Annotated in this window: 19 protein-coding genes and 1 pseudogene; 5 read left to right on the top strand and 15 right to left on the bottom strand. The window is 72.6% G+C overall.

The features are described 5' to 3' along the window. Position 1: 1 nt before the first annotated feature. The 14 genes and pseudogenes from ENC19_RS24800 to ENC19_RS24735 form a co-directional block, all read right to left on the bottom strand. Positions 2-1,069, bottom strand: coding sequence for a polyprenyl synthetase family protein (locus tag ENC19_RS24800; protein WP_164449471.1), 1,068 nt, complete (start codon positions 1,067-1,069; stop codon positions 2-4). Further along, complete coding sequence (locus tag ENC19_RS24795; protein WP_164449470.1) at positions 1,066-2,454, bottom strand: alkaline phosphatase family protein; 1,389 nt, start codon at positions 2,452-2,454, stop codon at positions 1,066-1,068. The genes ENC19_RS24800 and ENC19_RS24795 overlap by 4 nt, the downstream gene beginning before the upstream one ends. 58 nt (positions 2,455-2,512) lie before the next feature. After that, positions 2,513-3,787 carry a metabolite traffic protein EboE gene (eboE, locus tag ENC19_RS24790; RefSeq protein WP_164449469.1) on the bottom strand — a complete coding sequence of 425 codons (1,275 nt, stop codon included), beginning with the start codon at positions 3,785-3,787 and terminating at the stop codon, positions 2,513-2,515. Next, positions 3,787-4,638: a TatD family hydrolase gene (locus ENC19_RS24785; protein WP_164449468.1), complete on the bottom strand. Its 852-nt coding sequence runs from the start codon at positions 4,636-4,638 to the stop codon at positions 3,787-3,789. The genes eboE and ENC19_RS24785 overlap by 1 nt, the downstream gene beginning before the upstream one ends. Beyond that, positions 4,638-5,255, bottom strand: a complete 618-nt coding sequence (locus ENC19_RS24780; protein ID WP_164449467.1) for an EboA domain-containing protein — start codon at positions 5,253-5,255, stop codon at positions 4,638-4,640. The genes ENC19_RS24785 and ENC19_RS24780 overlap by 1 nt, the downstream gene beginning before the upstream one ends. A 70-nt stretch (positions 5,256-5,325) precedes the next feature. Continuing rightward, positions 5,326-6,255 (bottom strand): sugar phosphate isomerase/epimerase family protein, encoded by a 930-nt coding sequence (locus ENC19_RS24775; protein WP_164449466.1) that lies wholly within the window; start codon positions 6,253-6,255, stop codon positions 5,326-5,328. Continuing rightward, positions 6,252-7,227, bottom strand: a pseudogene (locus tag ENC19_RS31935) (SCO3242 family prenyltransferase). The gene ENC19_RS24775 and the pseudogene ENC19_RS31935 overlap by 4 nt, the downstream one beginning before the upstream one ends. Then, positions 7,211-8,371 carry an inositol-3-phosphate synthase gene (locus ENC19_RS24765; RefSeq protein ID WP_164449465.1) on the bottom strand — a complete coding sequence of 387 codons (1,161 nt, stop codon included), beginning with the start codon at positions 8,369-8,371 and terminating at the stop codon, positions 7,211-7,213. Before ENC19_RS24765 ends, ENC19_RS31935 begins: the two are co-directional and overlap by 17 nt. Positions 8,372-8,872: 501 nt before the next feature. Beyond that, positions 8,873-10,048: a Gfo/Idh/MocA family protein gene (locus tag ENC19_RS24760; RefSeq protein ID WP_373688945.1), complete on the bottom strand. Its 1,176-nt coding sequence runs from the start codon at positions 10,046-10,048 to the stop codon at positions 8,873-8,875. A 54-nt stretch (positions 10,049-10,102) separates the two neighbouring features. Further along, complete coding sequence (locus ENC19_RS24755; RefSeq protein WP_164449463.1) at positions 10,103-11,155, bottom strand: substrate-binding domain-containing protein; 1,053 nt, start codon at positions 11,153-11,155, stop codon at positions 10,103-10,105. An 89-nt stretch (positions 11,156-11,244) separates the two neighbouring features. Beyond that, positions 11,245-12,363 carry an ABC transporter permease gene (locus ENC19_RS24750; RefSeq protein ID WP_164449462.1) on the bottom strand — a complete coding sequence of 373 codons (1,119 nt, stop codon included), beginning with the start codon at positions 12,361-12,363 and terminating at the stop codon, positions 11,245-11,247. Then, the gene (locus ENC19_RS24745; protein WP_164449461.1) at positions 12,360-13,934 is read right to left on the bottom strand and encodes a sugar ABC transporter ATP-binding protein; all 1,575 of its coding nucleotides are present in this window, start codon (positions 13,932-13,934) and stop codon (positions 12,360-12,362) included. The genes ENC19_RS24750 and ENC19_RS24745 overlap by 4 nt, the downstream gene beginning before the upstream one ends. Beyond that, entirely contained in the window at positions 13,931-15,109 is a 1,179-nt protein-coding gene (locus ENC19_RS24740) for an ROK family transcriptional regulator (protein WP_164449460.1), read from the bottom strand. The genes ENC19_RS24745 and ENC19_RS24740 overlap by 4 nt, the downstream gene beginning before the upstream one ends. A gap of 183 nt (positions 15,110-15,292) precedes the next feature. Next, positions 15,293-16,417 carry a YihY/virulence factor BrkB family protein gene (locus ENC19_RS24735; RefSeq protein WP_235945083.1) on the bottom strand — a complete coding sequence of 375 codons (1,125 nt, stop codon included), beginning with the start codon at positions 16,415-16,417 and terminating at the stop codon, positions 15,293-15,295. Between the two features lie 699 nt (positions 16,418-17,116). On the opposite strand from ENC19_RS24735, the gene ENC19_RS24730 reads away from it, so the two are divergent. The 5 genes from ENC19_RS24730 to ENC19_RS24710 all read left to right on the top strand — a co-directional run bounded on the left by ENC19_RS24730 (position 17,117) and on the right by ENC19_RS24710 (position 24,127). Then, positions 17,117-19,222: a TRAP transporter permease gene (locus ENC19_RS24730; RefSeq protein ID WP_328824372.1), complete on the top strand. Its 2,106-nt coding sequence runs from the start codon at positions 17,117-17,119 to the stop codon at positions 19,220-19,222. After that, positions 19,219-20,259, top strand: a complete 1,041-nt coding sequence (locus ENC19_RS24725) for a TAXI family TRAP transporter solute-binding subunit (RefSeq protein ID WP_166459080.1) — start codon at positions 19,219-19,221, stop codon at positions 20,257-20,259. The genes ENC19_RS24730 and ENC19_RS24725 overlap by 4 nt, the downstream gene beginning before the upstream one ends. Positions 20,260-20,321: 62 nt before the next feature. Then, positions 20,322-22,736 (top strand): sensor histidine kinase, encoded by a 2,415-nt coding sequence (locus ENC19_RS24720; protein WP_164449458.1) that lies wholly within the window; start codon positions 20,322-20,324, stop codon positions 22,734-22,736. Beyond that, positions 22,737-23,162 (top strand): roadblock/LC7 domain-containing protein, encoded by a 426-nt coding sequence (locus ENC19_RS24715; protein ID WP_235945082.1) that lies wholly within the window; start codon positions 22,737-22,739, stop codon positions 23,160-23,162. It begins immediately after the preceding gene. Further along, on the top strand, positions 23,159-24,127 hold the full coding sequence (locus ENC19_RS24710) for a TAXI family TRAP transporter solute-binding subunit (protein ID WP_164449457.1): 969 nt from the start codon (positions 23,159-23,161) through the stop codon (positions 24,125-24,127). The genes ENC19_RS24715 and ENC19_RS24710 overlap by 4 nt, the downstream gene beginning before the upstream one ends. 4 nt (positions 24,128-24,131) lie before the next feature. Here ENC19_RS24710 and ENC19_RS24705 read toward each other — a convergent pair whose 3' ends face one another. Continuing rightward, a complete protein-coding gene (locus ENC19_RS24705) occupies positions 24,132-24,593 on the bottom strand; it encodes a hypothetical protein (protein WP_235945081.1) in 462 nt (153 codons plus the stop codon). Positions 24,594-24,727 lie beyond the last annotated feature (134 nt).

The following is a 24,727-nucleotide window of genomic DNA, read 5'->3' as shown; positions in this document are numbered from 1 at the left end:
CTCAGCGCTGACGGTCGATGGCCTGGGCGGCCAACTCCATCAGGGAGGTCCGGCTCTCCGCGGTCACCTCGGTGTGCTCCAACGCCGCCAGCCCGGCCTCGGCACGGACCTGGATCATCTGCTCGATCTTCCGGCGGGCTCCGGTGCGCTCAATGATCTCGCGCAGCTCGGCGGCGCCGTCGGCGTCCAGGTCGGGATTGCCGAACAGCTCGCGCAGCCGGGCGCCCTGCGCCCGGTCGGCGGCGTCGCGGGCCAGCGCCATCATCACCGTCGGCTTGCCCTCGCGCAGGTCGTCCAGTACGGACTTGCCGGTCACCGCCGGGTCACCGAAGACCCCCAGCACGTCGTCGCGGAGCTGGAAGGCGTCCCCGAGCGGGTCACCGAACTCGGCCAGCGCGTCCAGCAGCTCGACGGGTGCACCCGCCAGCGCGGCGCCGATCTGCAACGGCCGGGTGACCGTGTAGCGGGCCGCCTTCATCCGGATCACCGTGAGCGCGCTGGCCACCGAGCCGTCGCCCACCCCGGACACCAGATCGAGATACTCCCCCGCGATCACCTCGGTACGCATCAGCGCGAACACGGCGTACCCCTGGTGCACCTGGTCGGGGCTGAGCCCGCACTCGTGGAACATCTGGTCCGACCAGGCGGCGCAGAGGTCCCCACAGAGCAGGGCGGTGTTGCGCCCGTACGCCTCGGGGTCGCCCCGCCACGACGACCGGGCGTGCAGGTCGGCGAAGATTCGGTGCACCGAGGGCTCGCCCCGGCGACGGTCGCTGCCGTCCAGGATGTCGTCGTGGATGAGCGCGAAGGCGTGGAACAGCTCCAGCGCGGCGGCGGCGGCCACGATCGGCGTGCCGTCCGGGCCACCCGCGCCGCGCCAGCCCCAGTAGCAGAACAGTGGTCGCAGGCGCTTGCCGCCGGCCAGCACGAACCGGTGCAGCGTGGTGAAGACCCCCCGTGGTGCGCCGTCCGGCCAGTCCGGATCCTGCCGGTCGAGGAAGGCCGTCAGCTCGGCGTCGAAGCGGGCCCGCAACCCGGCGGAGTCGACAGGTGCCTCGGCGACCGTCACCGTCCCTCCAATCGGGCCAGCTCCAACAGCAGCCCCTTCACCTCCGTGGCGGCTATCCGGTCCCGGGCCACCGACGCGTCGGAGCAGAGCAGCACCGGCCCGTCGGCCGGATCGGCGGGCAGCCGGCCGTGTGAGCCCCGGACCGCCCGCGCGCCGGCGTCCAACCCGACCACGTTCATCAGGTACCGCAGCCCGAGCTTCTTGCGGGCCAGCGCGGTAGCGGCCCGGCGCTTCGCCGCGCCGGGTCCGGCGGGGTCGAAGAACAGCTCCGCCGGGTCGTACCCCGGCTTGCGGTGGATCTCCACCAGCCGGGCGAAGTCTGGCGCACGCGCGTCGTCGAGCCAGTAGTAGTACGTGAACCAGGCGTCCGGCTCGGCCACCAGCACCAGCTCACCGGCGCGCGGATGGTCCAACCCGTGCGCCACCTTGCCGTCGGCGTCGAGCACCTCGGCCACCCCGGGCAGCCCGGCGCAGAGCTTCGCCACCGCCGGCACGTCGGCCGGGTCACGCACGTACACGTGGGCGACCTGGTGGTCGGCGACCGCGAACGCCCGGGAGGTCCACGGGTCGAGGTACTCCATGCCCACCTGGGTGTGCACCCGCAGCAGCCCCTCGGCGCGCAGCAGCCGGTTGACGTCCACCGGCCGGGACACCTCGGTGATGCCGTACTCCGACAGCACCACCACCGTCGCGTCGCGGGCCTGCGCGGCGTCCAGCAGCGGCGCAAGCACGCCGTCCAACTCGGCCGCCGCGGCGGCGGACCGGGGCGACGACGGGCCGAAGCGTTGCAGGTCGTAGTCCAGGTGCGGCACGTACACCAGGGTCAGGTCGGGCGAGTACCCAGTGAGGATCTGCTCGGCCGCCCGGCAGATCCAACGCGACGACGGCAGGCCCGCGCCCGGTCCCCAGTAGGTGAACAGTGGGAAGGTGCCGAGCCGCTCGGTGAGCGCGTCGTGCAGCTGCGGCGGATCGGTGTAGCAGTCCGGCTCCTTGCGACCGTCGGCGTGGTAGACCGGTCGCGGGGTGACCGTCCAGTCCACGTCCGCGCCCATCGCGTACCACCAGCAGACGTTCGCCACCGTGTAGCCGGGCCGGGCGCGGCGCGCGGCCTGCCACAGCTTCTCCCCGCCGACCAGCGCGTTGTGCTGCCGCCAGAGCAGCACCTCGCCGAGGTCCCGGAAGTACCAGCCGTTGCCGACGATGCCGTGTTCGGCGGGCAGGGCACCGGTGAGGAAGGTCGACTGCACCGAGCAGGTGACCGCCGGCAGCACGGTGCCCAACTCGGCGCGGAACCCGGTGTCGGCGACCGCGCGCAGCCGGGGCATGTGTGCCAGCAGCCGGGGCGTCAGCCCCACCACGTCGAGCACCACCAGCTGCCGACTCATGCTCTGATCCCCTCTGTTCGCGACTGCGGGGCTCGCAACACCGGCTCACTCCTCGCGCTCACCGCGACACCCCCTCTGTTCGCGACTGCGGGGCCAGTCCGAGGGCGACCAACTCGTCCCGGGTGAAGGCCAGTTCGGCGGCGATCCCGGCGGCCAGTTCCGCGTCGGTGCGCGGCCGACGCGCGGCCGGCAGCACCCCCCAGGTGTACGTCTCGACGTCCAGGTGGTCGCACCCCGCGTCGGTGCCGGCGAAGAGCGCGGCCAGCGCGGCGCGCAGCACCGGCAGGGTCGAACCCAGCGGTGGTTCCGGTGGCGCGTGCAGCGGCACGTGGTAGTGCACCCGCCACGGTCCGGGCAGCGCGGCGTCCAGGGCGGCGTCCAGATCGTCGGCCGCCCAGCTCGGATCCGCCGGATCGGCGAGCCCAGGTCCGGCGGTGGGTGCGGCACCGTTGCCGGCGGTCGGTGCGGCACCGTTCGCCGCCGTCGATGCGCTGCCGGTCGCGGCGCAGCCGGCGGTGCGGGTCTGGTGCAGGAAACGCGGCTCGACCCAGCGGCGCAGGGCGGCGGCGTCACCGGCCGGGTCGGTCGCCTCCAACGCGGCGGACACCTGCACCTTCACCACCGGCAGGCCGGCACCGGCCAGCCGCTCCAGGGCGGCGACCGGCTCCTCCCAGGCACAGGCGAGGTGGGCCAGGTCCAGGCAGATCCCGAGACGGTCGGTGTCCACCCCGGACAGCGCGGCGACGGCCTGCGGGGTGCTCTCCACCACGCAACCGGGCTCCGGCTCGAAGCCGACCCGCACCGGCCGACCGGTGTCCCGCTCGACGGCGGCGAGTCCGGCGGCGAGCCGGTCGAGCCGGTGCCGGGCGGCGTCCGCGCGAGCCTGGTCCCACGGCGTACGCCAGGCCAGCGGGAGGGTGGAGACCGAGCCGCGGGCGGCGTCGTCGGGCAGCAGGTCGGCAAGCACCCGGGCCAGGTCGAGGGTGTATCCGAGCCGGTCGTCCGTGGTCCAGTCCGGGCGGTACACCGCCCCCTTGACCACCGGCGCCTGGAAGGCCGCGTACGGGAAACCGTTGAGGGTGACCACCTCCAGCCCGCGTACGGTCAACTCGGTGCGCAACCGGCGACGGGCGGCCGGATCGGCGGCCAGTTCGGCGGCCACCGGGGCGGCCAGCCACAGGCCCAGGCCGAGCGGATCGGCGCCGAGCGTCTCGCGGACCGGCACCGCGTAGCGGTCCAGTTGGGCGACGATGCCGGCGAGGTCCTCGGCGGGGTGCACGTTCGTGCAGTACCCGAGGTGGACGGTCCCCCCACCGGGATGCCGCAGCCGCATCAGCTGCCGCCGCGCAGGATCGAGTTGCCGGCGAAGGTCGGCTCGGCGAGGTCGTCGTCGGTCAGGTCGAGCCGTCCGGACTGCCCGTAGAACTCGACCGGGTTGCGCCACAGCACCCGGTCGACGTCGTCGTCGGTGAAACCGGCACCGAGCATCGCCTCGCCGGTGGCCCGGGTGAGCAGCGGGTCGGAGCGCCCCCAGTCCGCGGCCGAGTTGACCAGCACCCGCTCGGTCCCGTACGCCTTGAGCAGCTCGACCATGCGCGGCGGCGACATCTTGGTGTCCGGGTAGATGGAGAAGCCCAGCCAGCAGCCGGTGTCCCGGACCAGTTTCACGGTCGTCTCGTTGAGGTGGTCGAGCACCACCCGCTGCGGCGCGATGCCGGACTCGGCGACCACGGCCAGGCTGCGCTCGACACCCCGGGCCTTGTCCCGGTGCGGGGTGTGCACCATCGCCGGCAGGTCGTGCGCCACGGCCAGGGCGAGCTGCGCGGCGAAGGCGTCGTCCTCCTCGGGCGTCATCGAGTCGTAGCCGATCTCGCCGACCGCCACCACGCCGTCCTTCTCCAGGTAGCGGGGCAGCTCGTCGAGCACCGGCCGGCAGCGCGGGTCGTTGGCCTCCTTCGGGTTCAACGCGATCGTGGCGTGATGGCGGATCCCGAACTGCCCGGCCCGGAACGGCTCCCACCCGACCAAGGAGTCGAAGTAGTCGGTGAACGAGCCGACGTTCGTGCGCGGCTGGCCCAGCCAGAACGCCGGTTCCACCACTGCCCGGACGCCGGCGGCGGCCATCCGCTCGTAGTCGTCGGTGGTGCGCGACGTCATGTGGATGTGCGGGTCGAAGATCCGCATCACACCTCCCTGGGCTGGGGCTGGCTGGCGGCGGTGAGCCGGTCCAGCAGTTCGGTGGCGTCGGCGGGCATGCTCCGGCCGGCGGCCCGGCGTTCGGCGGCCAGCGCGGCGAGCATCTCCGCCAGTTCCCCGTCCGCGCGCGAGTCGAGGTCGGCCACCGCCGCCAGCGGCACACCGGTGAAGACGCACTTGAGCACCGCCTGCCGCCAGGCCGGCGGGTCGAGGTGGCGGGCGTACGGGCCGAGGGCCGCGGCGACCAGCCGGGTGTCGTTGGTGCGGATCGCGTCGTGCAGCAGCGGCGTGCCGGCCGCGCCGATCGGCAGCATCGGCAACGCCTTGAGCACGGCCCGTTTCTCGGCGGCGTCCCCGGTGCGGTAGAGCGCCCCGGCCTGCTCGGCATGGTCGGTGCGGAGGCTGGCCAGCAGCAGGGCCCGGGCCGCCTCGTCGGCGGTCCAACCGGGCAGGTCGGGCAGGTCGTGTCGGCCGCAGCGCCGGCCGGCCGCCGGGAAGAACCGCGCGATGGCGGTGGGCTCGGCCGCGACACGGTCCAGGGCGGTGGCCAACCAGTCCGGATCGGGTACGCCCCGCAGGGCCGCCCGAAGCTCGTCCACTGTCATCGCGTCTCCTCCCTCGTCCGCCGCCGTCGACGGCCGTGGCGGTACCACCGCGTGCGTCCTTTGCTCTGCTTCACGCCACGCGTCGGTCGTCGTCCGGACAGCGGACGCCTGGTGGTGCGCCGGTTGAAGCAGAGCAAAGGGCGTGCGGCGAGGCGGCGGCGCGCAGGAATTCCAGCGAGTGGGCCGCGACGGTGGGTGCGGCGTGCGAGTGTCGGGGCAGTTCGACCGCCACCAGGCCCCGGTAGCCGATCTCCCGCAGCGCGGCCAGCACCGGCGGGAAGTCGATCTCACCCACGCCGAACTCCAGATGTTCGTGCACCCCGCGCCGCATGTCGTCGATCTGCACGTTGACCAGGTGTGCGGCGACGTCACGGACACAGTCCGCTACCGGCCGTGGCTCCAGACACCGGCAGTGTCCGATGTCGAGGGTGATGCCGAGGCGGGCCGGCGAGCCGAGCACCGCGTGCAGGCGGCGCCAGTCGGCGATGTCCTCGACCAGCATGCCCGGTTCCGGTTCGAACCCCAGCGTCACCCCGACGGCCTCGGCCGCCTCGACGACGGCCGCGCAGCCGGCGACCAGGCGGTCCCAGGCCACCGCCGGAGTGACCGTGTCCGGCCGGACTCCGGCCCAGAACGAGACCGCCTCGGCGCCGAGATCCGCGCCGATCGCCACCGCCCGACGCAGGAACTCGATCCGCAGCGTGGGGTCGTCGTGCAGCAGCGTCGGGGCGTGCTTGTGCCAGGGGTCCAGCAGGAACCGCGCGCCGGTCTCGATCACCAGTCCGAGGCCGAGGTCGGCCAGCCGGCGAGCGACGGCGTCGACGCGCCCCGCGAGTCCGGGCGCGAACGGGTCGAGGTGGTCGTGGTCCAGAGTGAGCGCGACACCGGAGTAGCCGAGGTCGGCGATGACCGCGAGCGCGTCGTCGAGGCGGTGGTTGGCGAAGCCGTTGGTCCCGTACCCGAATCGCAGTCCCTCGGGGGCGGTGGCGGCGGCCGTCATGTCGGTGAGACCTTCCGGGCCAGCCGCCGGCCCAGCGGCGCGGCCGCCGCCACCGCCAGTCCGAGCAGTCCGGACCCGGCGCGGGCGGTCAGCGCCCCCGCAACGCGGGCAGGCCGGTGATGCCGGCGCCGACCGCCGAGCGAACCCGCGCGGCGGTCGGCTCGGCCGCCACCCGCGCCTGCGCGGTGCCGTAGCGGGCGGTGTACCAGGCGGCGAGGACGGCGGGCAGCGCCACCGCCACGGTGCCGAGGGCACGCCGACCGTTCCCGACGTCGCCGGTTCGCTCACCGTCGGTGCGGACGACAGGGGCGCGCCGGCCGGACTCCGCCGGGCCACCGGTGCGGAAGACGTTCGCGGTGAGCCGGCGGCCGGGCGGGAGCGCGGCGCTCGCGGCGACCAGTGCGGTGCCGGCGAGGGTACGCAGCGGCAGGGCCCGGTCGGTGCCGCTGACCTCCCGGCGGGACAGCGCGGTGACGGTCCAGGTGTGCGCGGCGACGGTGACCGCCGCCGGCAACGCCCGCGCCGTCCGGCCCCCGGCGGCACCCAGCAGCACGTCCAGTCCCCGGCAGGTCGCCATCATGGCGGGGCCGGCGGCGGTGTTCTTGGCCGCCAGGTCGTACCCCACACGGCGGCCGCCAGCGGCAACGCGACGGCGGTGGCCCGCCGGCCGCCGGCTGCGGCGGCGAGCCCGACGCCGGCCACGGTGAGACCGGTGGCCAGGCCGACCGCGAGGCCGGGGCTGACCCGGCCGCTCGGTATCGGCCGCTCGGGGCGTTCGACGGCGTCCAGCTCGCGGTCGGCCCAGTCGTTGGCGGCCATGCCGGCCCAGTACAGCAGCACCGACGCGGCGGCGAGGGCGGGGGTACGCGGACCGAGGGCGCCGGCCGCGGCGGCACCGGCGACCACGTCCCCGGGTACGGAGAGCGCGGCCGGGGCGCGGACCAGCTCGGCCAGGTCAGCCACGCGCGGCATCGGTGTCTCCGGCGTCCAGGCTGCCCGCGAACGCGCACAGCCGGTTCCACTGGTCGGCCAGCGAGTGGGTCGCGGTGCCGAGCGGGTCCTTGAAGAAGAAGGCCAGGTCGTCAAGCGGCCCGGTGCGGCCGGCGGCGTGCGCGGCGGCGGTGAGCCGGGCCAGGTCGAGCACGAGTGGGGCGGCCAGCGCCGAGTCGCAGCCGTGCCAGGTGAACTCCAGCCGCATCCCGGTGCCGAGGAAGCCGGCGAAGGTGACCAGATCCCAGGCGGTCTTGAAGTCACCGAGTTCCTCGACGTAGCCGATCCGGGTGTCGCCCTGCGGCAGGTAGCCGAGCGTCTCGCCGAGCACCCGTTGCTTGCTGCGCACCTTGGCGGCGTTGGCGTCGGGGTGGGCCAGGGTGGCGCCGTCGCCGCCGCCGAGCAGGTTGAGCCCGGACCAGGACCGGACGGCGAGGTGGCGCATCGCGAACATCGGGGCGAGCACCGACTTGAGCAGCGTCTCCCCGGTCTTGCCGTCGTGGCCGGCGTGCGGCACGCCGTGGCGGTCGGCCAGCGCGGTGAGCGCCGGCAGCCGCAGACCGGTCGACGGGGTGAAGTCGACGTACGGGCAATCCGCCGTGACGGCCGCGTACGCGTACAGCGAGCTGGGTGGCAGCACCTCGTCGGGCCCGGCGAGGGCGACGCGCAGCGCGTCCGGATCGGCGTGGCCGGGATGTGCCGGGGGGGTCGGTTCGGTGGCGGCGACGTTCACCATCACCACCCGGGCCAGCTCGTGTCGCTGGCGGAACGTGGTGAGGTCGCGGACGATCGCGGCGGCCCGGTCGGCCTGGGTTCCGCCGGTGGGCGCGGGGCGTAGTTCCCGTTCCACGGCGGCCAGTTCCTCGGGCAGCGCGGCCACCAGGCGGGCCGGCAGCACACCGGCGTCGGCGAGCGCCTCGGCGCGCTTGGCGATCGGCGTGGCGACCACGTCGTGGCCGCCGAAGACCAGGTCGGCGAAGCCCGGTAAGGCGGGGGTGTTGACCCCGGGCAGTTCGGTGACGCAGCCGGTCGGCCCGGTCAGCCCGGCACGCAGCGCGAGCGCTCCGACGATGCTGGTGGTCGCGACCGAGCCACGTGCCCCCACCAGCCAGACACCTGTACGCATAGCGCTCCTTCCGGTGCCCAGGAAACCGACATGCATCGATTGAACCTTGATATCAGGAAAAAGCTGAAAAAGATACGGGTTGTGCCGATGCGCCCCGTCCGCCGCCCGCTCCGGTGCGACTCGCCGGCCGGCGTCGAGGTCGGCGGCGACGACGCCGGGCCGGCGTACCGGATGGGTCGGACGGACGGGGCTGGCAGGCAGGGACAGTCGGCGTCTCGCCCCTGCCTCCCCCGCATCCGGCCCGGTCGGGACGACGATGTCCCGATCGGACGACTCGTCGGACGCGGTCCGCCTGGCGGCGGGAGTCTCCAGGTGGACGTTCGGTGAACCGGTCGATGGGCGGCGGCCCTCCGGTGCTGCCGGGGAATCCCGGTCCGGCCGCACCGGAGGAACCGCATTGCTCGTGCCGCCGGTCGCCCGGGGCACGACCTCCGGACCCGACCCGTACCGGCCACGGGGCGCAACCGTGGCCGACCCTCGCCGGTCGGCTCCGGAGGTGGTTCAGGCGGCGACCGGTGCCAGTGACGGCTCCACCTCGGCCCACGAGGAGCCCAGTTCTGCCGAACGGGTCACCGCGTCCAGCACCAGTTGCACCTGCAACGCCTCGTCGAACGAGGGCGACGGGTCGACCCCGGTCGCCACCGCCTCGATGAAGTCGCGCATCTGGTGGGTGAAGGAGTGCTCGTACCCGATGATGTGTCCCGGCGGCCACCAGGCCGACAGGTACGGGTGCTCGGCCTCGGTCACCAGGATCCGGTTGAAACCCTGCTCGGCGGCGGGCCGGGTGGCGTCGAGGAACTCCAGTTCGTTGAGGCGTTCCAGGTCGAAGGCGACACTGCCCAGTGACCCGTTGATCTCCACGCGGAGGGCGTTCTTGCGTCCGGTGGCGAACCGGGTCGCCTCGTACGTGGCGAGCGCCCCGCCGTCCAGCCGGGCCACGAAGATCGCCGCGTCGTCGACGGTGACCGGACCGGTGGCGGCACCGGCCCCGTCGGCCTGCGCCGCCAACCCGCTCGACTCGGCCGGCAACGGCCGCTCCTTGACGAAGGTCTCGGTCACCGCGCTGACCCCGCTGATCAGCTGTCCGGTGACGTACTGGGTCAGGTCGATGATGTGCGCGCCGATGTCACCGAGCGCACCGGAGCCCGACACCTCCTTACGGAGCCGCCAGACCAGGGGGAACTGCGGGTCCACGATCCAGTCCTGCAGGTAGGTAGCCCGGACGTGCCGGATCTCGCCCAACCGCCCGTCGGCGACGAGCTGGCGCATCAGCGCCACCGCGGGCACCCGTCGGTAGTTGAAGCCGCACATCGACCGCGCTCCGCCGGCCCGGGCGGTGGCCGCCGCGGCGGCCATCTCCCGCGCCTCGGCGACCGTGTTGGCCAGTGGCTTCTCGCACAGCACGTGCTTGCCCGCGGCGAGCGCGGCCAGCGCGATCTCGGCGTGGCTGTCACCCGGTGTGCAGATGTCGACCACGTCGATGTCCGGGCGGTTCACCAACTCCCGCCAGTCCGTGGTGTGCTCCTGCCAGCCGAGCCGGTCGGCGGCCTCGGCCACCTTCGCGGAGTCCCGGCCGCAGATGAGCGCCATCCGGGCCCGCGCAGGCAGGTCGTACACCCGGTTCACGGTCCGCCACGCCTGGGAGTGCGCGGCGCCCATGAAGGCGTAGCCGACCATGCCGACCCGCAGTTCGTTCTCTTTCGTGGACAAGGTGGGTCTCCCCCCGTTGTGTCAGAACCCGAGCTTGAGGTAGTCGCTCGCGTTCTCCTTGGTGATCGTTTCGGAGGCGAGGACAATCTCCTTGGGAACCTGGAGTTCCACCAGGTCGGACATGCCCCGGCCCTGGCCGATGAGACGGGCCAGCGAGATGGCCGAGGACGCCATCGACGGGCTGTAGGTCACGGTGGCCTTGAGCACCGTGTTGTCGGCCAGGATGTCCTCCATCGCCTTCTTCGAGCCGGCGCCGCCGACCATGAAGAACTCGTTGCGGCTGGCCTGGCTGATCGCGGCCAGCACGCCGATGCCCTGGTCGTCGTCGTGGTTCCAGATGGCGTCGATCTTCGGCTCGGCCTGCAACAGCTGGCTCGCCTCCTGCTGACCGGAGTCAGCGGTGAACCGCGCCGCCCGGCGGTTCTTCACCTTCAGGCCGTGCTGGGCCAGGGTGTCGTTGAAGCCCTGCGTCCGCTCCTGGGTCAGCTCCAACTCGTCCATCCCGGCGATCTCGGCGATCACCGGGTTGCTCACGCCCTTGGCCTTGAGCTGCTCGGCGATGAAGGTGGCCGCCGAGACGCCCATGCCGTAGTTGTCGCCCTTGATCTGGAGCCGGTACGCCTTGGCGTCCGGGAAGGCCCGGTCCAGGTTGACCACCGGGATGCCGGCCGCCATCGCCTCCAGCCCGAACGAGTTCAGCTCCTTGCCGTCGTGCGGCAGCAGCACGATCACGTCGGGCGTCTGCGAGATCAGGGTGGCCAGTGCGGCCCGCTGGGCCGCCGCGTCCGCGCCGGCTTCGACGATCTTGAACTCCACGTCGGAGTACGCGGCGGCCTGCGCCTTGGCGTTGTTGGTGATCGCGGCGATCCAGCCGTGGTCGGCGGCCGGCGCGGAGAAGCCGATGGTCACCTGCTTGCCGGGCTCGGCGTTGGCGTTGCCGTCGGCCGCCTTGGTCTGCGCCTCGGTCGGTGCCTGCTCGTTGCTGGTGCAACCGGCGAGCAGTACGCCGGCGCCGACGGCCGCGCCCCCGAAGAGCAGCCGGCGCCGCGACATGTCGCGACTGTGCTGGGTCATGACGACCTCCTGGTTATCAAGTGGTGGGGATTTTGGGTGTACGGAGCCCGGCCACCGTCGGTTGCTCGGTGACCCGGATGCAGCGATGGTCAGCTCGTGGTGAGCCGGTTGCGACGGAAGAACTGGGACAGGGTGCCGAACTGGACCTGCTGGATCAGGACGGCGGCGACGATGATGCCGCCCTTGACCATGTTCTGCGCCTCGGTGGAGAGACCGTTGATGGCGAAGAGGTTGGTGATGGTGGCAAAGATGATCACACCGAGCAGGGAGCCGATGATGGTGCCCCGCCCGCCGCTGAGCAGCGTGCCCCCGATGATCACGGCGGCGATCGCGTCCAGCTCGTAGAGGTTCGCCATCGCCGCCTGGGCCGAGGTGGCTTGCGCGGTGAGCATGATGGCGGCGATGCCGCAGCACAGGCCGGACAGCGCGTACAGCAGCAGGGTGTGCAGCCGCACGTTGATGCCGGCCAGTCGGGCGGCCTCCGGGTTGCCGCCGACGGCGACCGTGCGCCGCCCGAAGGTGGTGCGGTTCAGCAGCACCCAGCCTGCGGCCACCACGGCGGCCAGGATGTAGACCAGCAGCGGAATGCCGAGCAGATCGGTGCTGGCGATGCCGTTGATGGTGCTGTTCTGCGAGATCTGGGTCTGCTTCTGCGAGATCTCGGCGGCCAACCCGCGCGCGGCGACCAGCATGGCCAGCGTCGCGATGAACGGCACCAGCCGCCCGTACGCGATGAGCGTCCCGTTGACCAGGCCGACCGCCACCCCGACGATGATCGCGGTGAAGATCATCCCGCCGGCGCCGAAGCTCTGGGTCGCCACCGTGGTGCACCAGACCCCGGCCAGCGCCACGATCGCGCCGACCGAGAGGTCGATGCCACCCCCGATGATCACGAAGGTCATCCCGACGGTGACCACGCCGACCACCGAGGCGAGCTTCAGGATGCTGAGCATGTTCGCCCAGACCCAGTCCGGGTTGGAGTACAGGTCCCAGCGGGTGGCGGCTCCGATCACGAAAAGTGCCAGCAGCACCCCGATCAGGGCGAGATTCCGCTTGGCGCCCTCACCGCCGTCGCCGTGCCACCAGGAGAGCCCGCCGGTGGGGCCCGCCACGGCGGCCGGCGCGGCGTGCCCCGCCGCCTCGGTCTCGGCCGGGTCCACCGGCGGCGACTGCGCCGGCAGCTTGGTCGTGGGCGGACTATCGGTCATGCCGCTGCGCCTTCCATCAGGGACCCCGCCATGACGAGGTCGAGCACCGTGGGTTCGTCGAGTTCGTCGGCGGGGGCGGTACGGACGACCCGTCCCTCCCGCATCACCAGCACCCGGTCGGCCAGGCCGAGCACCTCGGGCACCTCACTGGAGACCAGCAGCACACCGACACCCTGGGCCGCGAGCTGCCGGATCACCTGGTACAGCTCGGCCCGGGCACCGACGTCCACCCCCCGGGTGGGCTCGTCGAGCAGCAGCAGCTTCGTGTCGCCGAGCAGCCAACGACCGACCACCACCTTCTGCTGGTTGCCGCCGGAGAGCGTGCGTACCGCCCGGCGGACGTCGCGCGGGCGCATCTCCAGGCTCTCGGCGATCCGGTCGGCCTCCGCCCGCTCCCGACCCATGTCGGTGAACCCGAAGCGGGCGTAGCGAGCGAAGGTGGCGAGAGTGACGTTGCGGTAGATCGGCTCACCGAGCAGCAGCGCCTGGCTCTTGCGCTCCTCGGGAGCCATGCCCATGCCGGCCTTGACCGCCGCGCCGACGCTGCCGGGTCGCAGTGCCCGGCCGGCCATCCGCACCGAACCGGTCTCGGCCGCCCGCGCACCGTAGATCGTCTCCAGTAGTTCGGAGCGGCCGGAGCCGACCAGGCCCGCGATGCCGACGATCTCTCCCGCCCGGACGGTGAGTGACACGTCGGCGAACTCGCCGCTACGGGTCAACCCGTCGACCTGGAGCAGTTCGTCGCCGACCACGGTGTCGGCGGGACGGTCCGGGAAGACGTACTCGATGTCGCGGCCGGTCATCCGGGAGACCAGGTCGCTGGTCGGGGTCTCGCGGGCCGGCAGGTTCGCCGCCGTGGTCCGGCCGTCCTTGAGTACGGTCACCCGGTCGCCGATCTCGCGGATCTCCTCCAGCCGGTGGGAGATGTAGATGACCGCGATGCCCTGCGCGGTCAGCTCGCGGATGATCCGGAAGAGGTTCTCCACCTCGTCGTGGGCGAGCACCGCGCTCGGCTCGTCCATGATGATCAGCCGGGCCTCGTGGGACAGCGCCCGGGCCATGCTGACCACCTGCTTGCCCGCCGCCGGCAGGGCCCGCACCATCCGGCCCGGCGGGATCTCGGCGTGACCGAGCCGGCCGAGGATCTCGCGGGTACGGCTGGCCATGTGGCCCCGGCGGATGAAGCCGAGCCGGCGCGGCTCGTGCCCCAGGAAGGCGTTCTCCGCCACGGACAGATCCTCGACCAGGTCGAGTTCCTGGTAGATGGTGGCGATCCCGGCGCGCATCGCGGCCTGCGGGTTGGCGAAGGCGACCCGCCCGCCGCGCCACTCGACGTGCCCGGAGTCCTGCCGGTGCACCCCGGCGAGCACCTTGATCAGGGTGGACTTGCCGGCACCGTTCTGCCCGAGCAGGCAGTGCACCTCGCCCGCGCGTACCTCGAGTTGCACCCCGTCCAGTGCGCGTACGCCCGGGAAGGTCTTGACCACGTCGGTCAGGCGCAGCACCACCTCGCCGGTGGTCGTCTCGACCGGCGTGCCGCCGGTGCCGCTCACGGCGTCGTGCCCGGTCATGCCGCCTCCCCGAAGGCCAGGTCGCTGGCGAGTACCGCGGCGCCGGCCACGCCGGCCCGTGGGCCGAGTTCGGAGAGCACCACCGGCAGGTTGCCGGTGGCCAGCGGCAGCGACCGGCGGTACACGACACTGCGGATCTCGGCGAGCAGGATGTGCCCGAGTTGGGCGAGTCCACCGCCGATCACGATCATCGAGGGGTTGGTGAAGCTGACCAGTCCGGCGAGCACGCCGCCGACCCGTCGGCCGCCCTCGCGGATGAGCTGGATGCAGGTCACGTCCCCTTCGAGGGCCCCGGCGGCGACGTCGAGGGCGCTGACCTCACCGTTGGCCTCCAGCCGTTCGGCCAGGGCGGGTGAGGTGCCGGCACGCGCGGCGGCGACGGCGTCCTTGGCCAGGGCGGCGCCGCTGAAGAGTGCCTCCAGGCAGCCGGCGTTGCCGCAGGAGCAGATCGGCCCCTGGGGATCGACCTGGATGTGTCCGATGTCGCCGGCACACCCGTCGGTGCCCCGGTAGACGTCGCCGCTGAGGTAGATCCCGCAGCCGACACCAGTGCCGATCTTGACGAAGAGGAAGTCGTCGACCGAGTGGGCCACCCCGCCGTGCCGTTCGCCGATGGCCATGATGTTCACGTCGTTGTCGACCACCGCCGGGCAGCCGTGCTCGCGGGTGAGCAGCTCGCGGACGGGGAAGCGGTCCCAGCCGGGCATGATCGGCGGCGAGACCGGCACGCCGTCGCGGAAGCTGACCGGGCCGGGCACGCCGACGCCGACCGCGTCGAGTCGCTCGTAGACGCCGTCGACCCGGGCCTTGTGCAGCAGCTCGTTGACGCGCTGGAGGGTCGCCTTGGGGCCGGAGCGGATGTCGGCCGCCTCCGCGTACGCCGCCACCGGCTCCAGTCGGCCGTTGACGACCTCGACGTCGATCGAGCTGGCGCCCAGGTCGACGGCCGCGAAACGCAGCTCCGGACTCAACTCGACAAGCGTCGACCGCCGCCCGCCCCGGGAGGCCGCCTTGCCCGCCTCCGCCACGTAGCCGAGGGCGACCAGCCGCTCCAACTCCGCGAGCAGCCGGGGCCGGGGCATCTCCAACCGGTCGGCGAGTTCGGCCCGTGACAGCGCTCCCTCGTCGCGTAACAACCGCAACAGCCGGACGTGCAGGGGGTCGGCGTTGGGCACGGGCTCACCTCTCCCACCGGGGTGTGCACATCGACGGACTGCCGATGTGTGGTGCCCGACACAGTAGGAGGCTTCGGCCTGCGCTGTCCAGACCTTAGGGCATTCTGACGGCAACTTTTGCCTGATCTAGCAAAAGTTTCGGCGTAACGGAGCGACTAGTTAGGTGTGGATGCGCCCGAAAGATCACTGGGAAGGCGATTCACCACCCTTCGAGCGCAGCTTGCGGTCGTCGCGCAACTCAACATAGGGCTCTCGATCGACCGGTCGGAGGCCACCGCTTATCGCTCGCGCCCGGGCCAACTCGGCATCGAGTTCCGCGCCGAGCAGGATGGCGATGTTGCTCAGCCAGAGCCAGACCAGGAAGATGATCACCCCGGCGAGCGCGCCGTAGGTCTTGTTGTACGAGCCGAAGTTGCCGACGTAGAAGGCGAACAGGCCGGAGACCAGCAGCCACATCAGCACCGCCAGCAGCCCGCCGGGGCTCACCCAGCGGAAGCCGCCCTGGCGGGCGTTCGGCGACGCCCAGTAGAGGATGGCGAACATCAGGCTGACCAGGACCAGCAGCACCGGCCACTTGGCGATGTCCCACACCGTCACGGCCGTACGTCCCACCCCGAGGGCGGCGCCGACCTCCTCGGCGAAGCGGCCGGTGAAGACCACGATCACCGCACTGGCCAACAGCATCACGCCGATCACCGCGGTGACCCCCACCCGGATCGGCAGGGTCTTCCAGATCGGCCGCCCCTCCGGCACGTCGTAGATCGCGTTGGAGGCGCGCATGAAGGCGGCGACATAGCCGGAGGCCGACCAGAAGGCGGCGAGCAGACCGACGATTGCGGTCACACCGGCCAACCCCCCGTTCTGCGAGGCCTGTTCGATGGCGGTGTCGAGGATCTGGCGGATGTTCTGCTCGGGCACCGACTCCGCGACGGTGTCCCGTACCGTCCGGGTGGCCGACGGACCCAGCAGGCCCAGCAGCGAGACCAGCACCAGCAGGCCCGGGAAGATGGAGAGCACGCCGTAGTAGGTGAGCGCGGCGGCCCAGTCGGTCAGGCCGTCGTCGCGGAACTCGCGCACCGTCCGGCGCAGCGCCGCCACCCACTCGCCCCCCGACAGCCGGCCCGGATGTGCGGGCGGGTCAGGGTCGGCGTCCGACTCCGGCCGTTCGGGTGAGGGGCTGTCCGCGTCCGACTCGTCGCGCCGCACCTCGCGGGCGTGCTCGGCACCCGCCTCGTCCCGCCGCACCTCGGGGACGGGGTCGGACCCCGGGTCACGCCGGTCTGGACGGGAAGACTCCTCGGAGGCCATCGCCCCTCCCCTCTGCTGCGCTCACGGTGATCGTGCAGGACACATGCCCAGCCACCGACGGGAAGTAACCCACCCGAACCCGGCACGCGCGGCAGCTCGACCGTCGGCCGGGCTGGTCGCCTCGGCCGGTCCGCGACCGCCGGGCGAAGGTCGAACAGTCGGCATCGAGCCGTGGCCTCACTCTTGGGAAATGCAGCGAACTCGCTTCCCGTCAGCGGGAGCCGGGGCGAATGTGATCACTGCGGAATTGGTCTCGCCATCGCCCGCCGGAGGTCGCCGACAGCCCGGCGATGCGCTCCGGGACGCACTCCGACCGACCGCCCGAGGCCGCCGACCACGTCGCGACCCAGGCGGTTGGAGTCGATACCTACCGTAGTTCGATGCACGGAGCGTAATCACTTGAGTAGATTTTTTGCCTCGCCCAGCCCGCCACGTGGCGGTCGACAATGTGGCAAAACGGACTGCACCGTCACTTCGTCGGGCACCCCGCATCGCCCCCATCGGCACGTCCAGGCCGATCATGAACACTATTCTTAATTGTTTCACTTCGAGTGACACGAAAGAATGTAAAGTCACCCAGCGAAGCGATGTTCGACAATGTCCCCCAACGCGGAGTCAATTCGCGTATCGTCCCCCCTCGTGTCGGCTATCCGATTCACCGAAGATTCCGGACCTCAGCATCACGGCGGGCACAGCCGAGTGGCGGAGGCGGAGACGACCGCCCTGCGGACCGATCCGGCCCTGATCGATCCGACCGAACTCGCCGGCCGGTTCGAGGACGAGAAGCCGGGTCGGGTGTTGACCGGGCCGGTCGCCCTCGTCCTGACCGCGGCCACCCTGGCGATCGGCCTGCTCGCGCTCTGGCAGGTGTTCCGGCCGCTGGCGCAGGGCAGCAAGTACTACCTGATCTTCTTCCTGGCCGGCGTACTCCCGCTGGTCTTCCTCGCCTACCCGGCCGACCTGCGGCTGCCGCGCCGGCTGCGGGCGGTGCTCGCGGGTCGGCCCTCGGCTCCCGACGCGACCGCGACCGGCCGGTCCGGGCCCAGCCGGGTCGACTGGCTGCTGGCCGCCGCGGCGCTGGCCGGCTGCCTGTACCCGGTGCTGCCGATCGCCCTCGCCGGCGGTGGCGGCGGCTACGACGCCTTCCTCGACCGGCAGGGGCTGCTGGTCGGCCTGGACGTGGCGATGGGCACCGTCCTGCTGCTCCTGCTGCTGGAGGGCTGCCGGCGCACCACCGGCTGGATCCTGCCCGCCGTCTGTCTGGTCTTCCTCGGCTACGGCTACTACGGCGGGCTGCTGCCGCAGACCTGGGCGGTGGCGCACGCCGGGCTGGACTTCGGGCAACTGGTCGACGCCTTCTACAACTCCGACAGCGGCTTCTACGGCACCCCGCTGGACGTGGCCGCCACGTACATCGTGCTGTTCACCATCTACGGGGCGGTGCTCGACCTCTCCGGCGCCGGTCGGTTCTTCGTGAACCTCTCCGCCGCGGCGTTCCGGCGCTCGCGCACGGCCGCCGGTCGTACGGCGGTGGCCTCCGGATTCCTGCTCGGCACCGTCTCCGGCTCCGGGGCGGCCACCACCGTCAGCATCGGCGCGGTCACCTGGCCGATCCTGCGTCGCGCCGGGTACCCGCCGGAACGGGCCGGCGGGATGCTCGCCGCCGCCGGCGTGGGCGCCATCCTGTCCCCGCCGACGCTCGGCGCGGCGGCCTTCATCATCGCCGAGTACCTCGGCGTGTCCTACCTCCAGGTGCTCGGCTGGGCGATGGTGCCGACCATCCTCTACTACCTCGGCATCGTGCTCTCCGTGGAGATCGACGCACGTCGCTCCGGAGTGCGTCCGGCAACCCTCGCGGCCGGTTCCGCCTGGCGGCTGCTGGCCCGCTCCGGCTATCACTTCGCCTCCCTGTTCGCCATCGTCGGGCTGCTCGCCGTCGGGCTCTCGGCCACCCGGGCCGTGGTGCTGGCCACCCTCCTCGCGGTCGCCCTGTCCTTCCTGGACCGGGCACACCGGCTCACCCCCGCCCGACTGGTCGCCGCCCTCTCCACCGGCGTACGCGGAGTCCTCGCGGTCACCGTCGTCTGCGCGGCGGCCGGCGTCATCACCGCCACCACCACCAAGACCGGTCTCGGTCCGCAGGCCGCCGCGCTGCTGGTCGGCGCGGCGAGCGCGGTCAGCTCCGAGCCCGCCGTGGTACTCGCGCTGACCGCCCTGCTCGCCGCCGTCGCGCTCAGCCTGCTCGGCCTGGCGGTCCCGGTGACCGCGTCGTTCGTGATCGGCTGGGTGATCATCGGACCGGCCCTGCTCGACCTCGGGGTCGGCGCGCCCGCCGCCGCCATGTTCGTCTTCTACTTCGCGGTGCTGTCCGAGGTGTCGCCGCCCACCGCGCTCGCCGCCGTCGCCGCCGCCGCGGTCACCGGCGGACGGTTGGTGCCGACCATGTGGCACACCCTGCGGTACGCGCTGCCCGCGTACCTGATCCCGCTGGCCTTCGTGGTCACCCCGACCGGCCTCGGCCTGCTCGGCATCGGCGGTCCCCGGCAGATCCTCGTCGCCACCGTCGTCACGGCCCTCGGTGTCGCGGTGCTGGCCGTCGCGGCCGGCGGCTGGCTGCCCGGCGTCGGCCCGGCGGGCGTGCCGGAACGGGTGATCGGCGTGGCCGCCGGCCTGACCCTGCTCTGGCTGCAACCCGTGCCCGCCGCGATCGGTGCCGTGCTGGCCGGCGTCATGACGGTGGGCGTGTTCGTACGTCGCGGATCCACCGGCCCCTCCGGTGGGACGCGAGCCGGATCACCGGCATGACCCAGGAAGGAGACAGTGTGGGACGGATCAACGCGCGGCTCGTGGCGGGGGTGGGAGCCCTCACCCTCGTCGCCGCCGGCGCCGCCGGTTGCGGGGGCCGCCAGGGCGCCGCGGCCACGGACGACGCCGCGAGCGCCGTCACCTGCGAGGTGGCCGAGAACACCCGGGTGGGCATCGCCACCGGTAACGCCACCGGCGTCTACTACGTGGTCGGCAACGCCCTGGCCGGGCAGTTGTCCGACAGCACCGGCGGCCGGTTGACCGGCACCGCGGCCGAGACGGGAGCGTCGGTCCAGAACATCGAACAGCTCGTCGGTGGCCAGTACGACGTGGCCTTCTCGCTGTTCGACACCGCCGTCAACGCGGTGGAGGGCAAGGACAGCTTCAACGCACCGCAGCCGGTCGAGGCGCTGGCGCGGATCTACGACAACTACACCCAGGTGGTCGTCCGGGCCGACTCGGGAATCAACTCGGTGGCCGACATGCGCGGCAAGAAGATCTCGACCGGCTCCCCCAAATCCGGCACCGAGGTCATCGCGAACCGGCTGCTGGAGGCCGCCGGCCTGAACCCCGCCACGGACGTCCAGGCCCAGCGGCTCGACCTCACCAAGACCGTGGAGGGCGTCAAGGACGGCACCGTCGACGGCTTCTTCTGGTCCGGCGGCCTGCCCACCGGCGGCCTCACCGACCTGTTCACCACCGCCGGCGACAAGGTGAGATTCGTCGACGTCACGCCGCTGCTGCCCAAGATGAGCGAACTGAACCCCGCGTACCAGGCCGGCACGATCGGCAAGGACGTGTACTCCACGTCGGCGGACACCCCGACCATCGTGGTCCCGAACGTGCTGCTCGTCCGCAAGGACCTCGACGCCAACGTGGCCTGCGCCATCACCCGGACCGTGTTCGAGAAGAAGGACGCGCTGGCCCAGGCCAATCCCGCCGCCAACGGCATCGCCCTGGCCACCGCCCGCAAGACCGACCCGGTCGGTCTGCACCGGGGTGCGGCCAAGGCGTTGCAGGACCTCGGCGCGAGCTGACCGACGGCGGCCGGGCCGGTACCTCCCCTCCGGCCCGGCCGCCCCTACCTCGGGAGACCCCCGTGCCGCTGTCCTCGCTGGCCCGCGTACGCCGGCACAACCGTCCGTCCGGCCACACCGGCCGACTCTGGTCGGTGCGTACCCAACTGCTCGCACCGATCCTGATCGCCACCGCCGGCCTGCTCGTGCTGGGGGCCATCCAGACCGGTGACGCCCTGGCCGCCTCCACCGACGCCGAACGAGCCCGGGTGCTGGCCGGTACCGCCACCGCCACCGTCTCACTGGTGCACGAGCTGGAACGGGAACTCGGCGAGTCGGCGGCGCTGCGCCAGCGCGGCGGAACCTCCGGCCGCCAACTGGTCGACGCCCAGCGACGCCGGGTCGACGAGGCCAGCGAGCGCTACCAGAGTGCCAGCTCCGACGCTCGCCGTGCCGCGCCGGACCTCGGCCGCGACCTCGACGGCGTGACCGAACACCTCGACCAGCTCGACGAGGCCCGGATCGCCGCGCTCACCACCGACAATGCCGACGCGAGCTACGTGGCGCTCGTGGAGTCGCTGCTCGCCGTCGCCGACGCGCTGCCCGCCCAGCTACGCGACCCCGAGCTGGCCAACCGCGCCCGCGAGGTGGCGGCGGTCGCGGCCCAGGAACACCTGGCGTCGCTGGAACGTGACCTGCTCCGGGCCATCTTCGTGCGAGGTGAGCTGGTCGAGGGCGAACTCGTCCGGCTGGGCCGGCTACGCGGCGCACAGGAGCAGCGGCAGGCCGAGTTCTCCCGGATCGCCGGCGAACGTGCCACCGGCGCGTACACCCGCCTGATCGCCGGCAGCGACGTCTCCACCGCGCGGCGGATGCGCGACAGCGCGTTGAACGCCGACACCGAGCCGGCCGCGTTGGCCGCCGACGGCGACGCCTGGTACGTCGCCCAGAGCGGCGCCATCCGCCGGTTCAACCTGCTCGGCCGGGAACTCTCCGACGAGTTGGACCGGCGTGCCGCCGAGCTCGCCACGGCGGCCCGGCAACGGGCGCTGGTCACCGGCGGAGCCACCACCGGCCTGGCGCTGGTCTCGCTGACCGCCGCCGCGCTGCTGGCGGTCCGCACCAGCCGCCGGTTGCGCCGCCTGCGGGTGGCGGCGCTGACCATGGCACACCGGGAGCTGCCCGAGCGGATCACCGCCATCGCGGCCGGTGACAGTGCTCCGGCCGAGGGCACGGCCTCGCAGCTCACCGCGGGAATCAGCCGCGGGCGCGACGAGATCGCCCAGGTGGCCGAGGCGTTCGACACCGTCAACCGGGCCGCGCTGCGGCTCGCCGGTGCGCAGGCCGAGCTGCGGATGGACGTGACCCGGATGGTCGAGGCGCTGGCCCGGCGGATCCGTACCCTGATCACCCGACAGTTGCGGCTGCTCGACGAGTTCGAGCAGGAGGAGACCGATCCGGACGCGTTGGCCCGGCTCTTCGCCCTCGACCACCTCGCCGCCCGGATGCGGCGCAACGGGGAGAACCTGCTGGTCCTGGCCGGTGGCGAACCCGGACGCTCACAGGACGGTCCGCATCTGGTGGCCGACGTCGTACGCGGTGCCGCCTCCGAGATCGAGGAGTACGCCCGGGTCGAGATCGACGTGCCCACCGCCGGGGTGCACGGTTCGGCGGTGGGCAATCTGGTGCACCTGCTGGCCGAGCTGCTGGAGAACGCCACGTCGTACTCCCCGCCGCACACCCCCGTGCATGTGGACGGCCGACGCACCGTCGACGGGCTGACGCTGCGCGTACACGACCAGGGCATCGGCATCGGCGAGAACCGGCTGGCCGAGATCAACGAAAGGCTGCGCGCCCCGGCCGCGTTGTCCAGCGCGGCGGCCGGCAGCATGGGCCTGCACGTGGTCGCCCACCTGGCCGCCCGGCACGGCATCCTGGTGCGGCTGCACAGTGCCGGCGCCGGGACGGTGGCCCAGGTGGACGTGCCGGAGTCGCTGCTGACCAGGATGGAGCAGCTCACCGGCCGTCCGAACTCCGTCGGTCGGCCGGCTTCCCCGGCCGTCGGCGCCTGGTTCCGGCACCGGGGCGCTCCCGCCGAGGTCGGCGCCGCAGACCGGTTCGACGTGCATCGGGCCCCGACGATGACGTTGCCGGTGGTGGGCAACGGCGCGGCGGCCTGGTCACCCGAGCAGCCCGGTCAACCGCACTACCGGCCGCCCGGACAACCCGTCGGCGTCGCACCGAACAGGTCGGCCCCGTCGGCCAACGGTGCGTCGGCCTGGCGGCCCGGCGACGCCCGTCCGGAGGAAGCGACCGCGGTTGGCCTGCCCCGGCGGGTACGCGGCGGCGGCCTTCAGTCCGAACTGCACGACATGCCGCCGCCGCAGGCCGCGCCGGACCTGCTCGACCCCGAGGTGGTACGGGCCCGACTGTCCGCGCTCTCCGCCGGGGTGGCCCACGCGATGCGACGTAACCAGCAGACGAACGGGAGACCCTAGATGATGCCCAACGGCAGCCCCGGCCTCGACTGGCTTCTGGCGAACTTCGCCGAGCAGGTACCGGACGTGTCGCACGCCCTCGCCGTCTCCGGGGACGGGCTGCGGCTGGCGGCCTCGCCGCACCTCTCGACCGACCAGGCGGACCAGCTCGCCGCCGTGATCAGCGGCCTGGCCAGCCTGACCGTCGGCGCCGCCCGGCTGATGTCCGCCGGCCGGGTCCGACAGCAGATCGTGGACATGGACGGCGGTGTGCTGCTGGTGATGGCCGTCGGTGACCGCGCCCTGCTCGGCGTGCTCGCCGCCGCCGGATGCGACCTGGGCCAGATCGGGTACGAGACGGCGACGCTGGTCCAGCGGGTCGCCGAGGCGCTCGAACCGGCGGCCCGGACCTGGGCGGACCACCAATCCGGCGGGGTGCCGGCATGAGTCGGGGACGGCGGTTGGTGGCGATGCTGCTGGCGGTCGCGCTGGTCACCGCCTGCGCCGCCGAGCGCACCCCGCAGGCTCGGCCGTGGCACGACGGGCGCATCTTCCTGGCCACCGGCAACACCACCGGGGTCTACTACCAGCTCGGCGGCGGCTACGCCGACGTCATCAGCCGCCACCTGCCCGGCTACGAGGCTCGGGCGGAACCGACCGGGGCCTCCGTCGAGAACATCACCCGGCTGGTCGACGGCGACATGGAGATCGCCTTCAGCCTCGCCGACACGGCGGCGGACGCCACCGCCGGCCGTGGCGCCTTCGACGGACGTCCGCAGCCGGTCCGGGCACTGGCCCGGGTCTACAGCAACTACACCCACGTGATCGTCCGAGCCGACGCGCAGATCGCCGACGTCGCGGGACTGCGCGGCAAACGTGTCTCCACCGGTTCGCCGAAGTCCGGCACCGACGTCATCGCCGGTCGGCTGCTCACCGCCGCCGGCCTCGACCCGGAGCGGGACATACGCCGAGCCCGCCTGTCGTTGCCGGAGACGGTGGCCCGGATGCGCAGCGGCACCCTCGACGCGATGTTCTTCTCCGGCGGACTACCCACCCCGGGCATCGCCGACCTGCTCACCGGCGCACCGGGCCGGTTCCGGCTGCTGCCGGTCGCCGACCTGATCGAGCCGTTGAGCACCACGCACGGCTCGGTCTACACCACCGCCGAACTGCCCGGCGACGCCTACGACACCCCCTCCGGCACCCCCACCGTCACGGTCGCCAACGTGATCCTGGTCAGCGCGGACATGCCCGACGACCTGGCGTACGACCTGACCCGCCTGCTCTTCACCTACCAGGCCGACCTGGCCGTGGCGCATCCCGAGGCCCGCAACTTCGACCGCGAGTCCGCCGCCACCACCGACCCCATCCCCCTGCACCCCGGCGCCGCCCGCTACTACCAGGGCGGCTGACCACTCACCGCTGGCAGTCGCGATCTGTGGCGTCGGGTCGCCAGCCGGCGTCGACCAGGGCTCGCGCGGTGGTCGTGCGCGGCGGACGGCCGACCTGGAGATGCTCGGCAGGCAGGACCGATGTCCGGTGCACCACCACGGCGGCCATGTCGATCGGCAACTGGCGCAGGGTGCTCCGTCCGGCCCGACGGGATGCCGGCACGAGCACGTGCAGGGGCTCGGGTCGCAGACCGCGTACGCCCGCCTCGGTGGCTGCCGTGGCACCCGCGAGGACCGCACCCGCTCCGGCGGCGAGCACCGCCACCCACAACTGCTGATCACGGGCCAACCGGCCGTTGCCGGTCAGCAGCAGCCCGCGACTGATCGCCCGCCACCGCCCGGACCGCACCAGCCCGCGCACGGTCCCATCGGTCAGCACGGTACGGGCCTGCGCGCTGGTGAGCACACCGGCCTGCTCGAAGGCCAACCACTCCAGCGCCCCAGCCGCGTCATCAGGAAAAATCCACCGACCGTGCCCCCCCCCGCCAGCTTCAGAACCACAGATCTTGGACAGAATCCGTTACGCGCTAACGGAAACTGTCCAAGATTGACCATTTAGGA

It is taken from the genome of Verrucosispora sioxanthis (genome assembly GCF_010560025.1).
In the GTDB taxonomy this organism is placed as follows: Bacteria; Actinomycetota; Actinomycetes; order Mycobacteriales; family Micromonosporaceae; genus Micromonospora; species Micromonospora palythoicola.
This window is presented reverse-complemented; position numbering and strand designations above follow the sequence as displayed.

Bases quoted from the DNA above. Each gene is read 5' to 3' on its own strand.
- ENC19_RS24795 (WP_164449470.1), bottom strand. From the start codon at position 2,454: ATGAGTCGGCAGCTGGTGGTGCTCGACGTGGTGGGGCTGACGCCCCGG.
- eboE (WP_164449469.1), bottom strand. From the start codon at position 3,787: ATGCGGCTGCGGCATCCCGGTGGGGGGACCGTCCACCTCGGGTACTGC.
- ENC19_RS24785 (WP_164449468.1), bottom strand. From the start codon at position 4,638: ATGCGGATCTTCGACCCGCACATCCACATGACGTCGCGCACCACCGAC.
- ENC19_RS24780 (WP_164449467.1), bottom strand. From the start codon at position 5,255: ATGACAGTGGACGAGCTTCGGGCGGCCCTGCGGGGCGTACCCGATCCG.
- ENC19_RS24775 (WP_164449466.1), bottom strand. From the start codon at position 6,255: ATGACGGCCGCCGCCACCGCCCCCGAGGGACTGCGATTCGGGTACGGG.
- ENC19_RS24765 (WP_164449465.1), bottom strand. From the start codon at position 8,371: ATGCGTACAGGTGTCTGGCTGGTGGGGGCACGTGGCTCGGTCGCGACC.
- ENC19_RS24760 (WP_373688945.1), bottom strand. From the start codon at position 10,048: ATGGTCGGCTACGCCTTCATGGGCGCCGCGCACTCCCAGGCGTGGCGG.
- ENC19_RS24755 (WP_164449463.1), bottom strand. From the start codon at position 11,155: ATGACCCAGCACAGTCGCGACATGTCGCGGCGCCGGCTGCTCTTCGGG.
- ENC19_RS24750 (WP_164449462.1), bottom strand. From the start codon at position 12,363: ATGACCGATAGTCCGCCCACGACCAAGCTGCCGGCGCAGTCGCCGCCG.
- ENC19_RS24745 (WP_164449461.1), bottom strand. From the start codon at position 13,934: ATGACCGGGCACGACGCCGTGAGCGGCACCGGCGGCACGCCGGTCGAG.
- ENC19_RS24735 (WP_235945083.1), bottom strand. From the start codon at position 16,417: ATGGCCTCCGAGGAGTCTTCCCGTCCAGACCGGCGTGACCCGGGGTCC.
- ENC19_RS24725 (WP_166459080.1), top strand. From the start codon at position 19,219: ATGACCCAGGAAGGAGACAGTGTGGGACGGATCAACGCGCGGCTCGTG.
- ENC19_RS24715 (WP_235945082.1), top strand. From the start codon at position 22,737: ATGATGCCCAACGGCAGCCCCGGCCTCGACTGGCTTCTGGCGAACTTC.
- ENC19_RS24710 (WP_164449457.1), top strand. From the start codon at position 23,159: ATGAGTCGGGGACGGCGGTTGGTGGCGATGCTGCTGGCGGTCGCGCTG.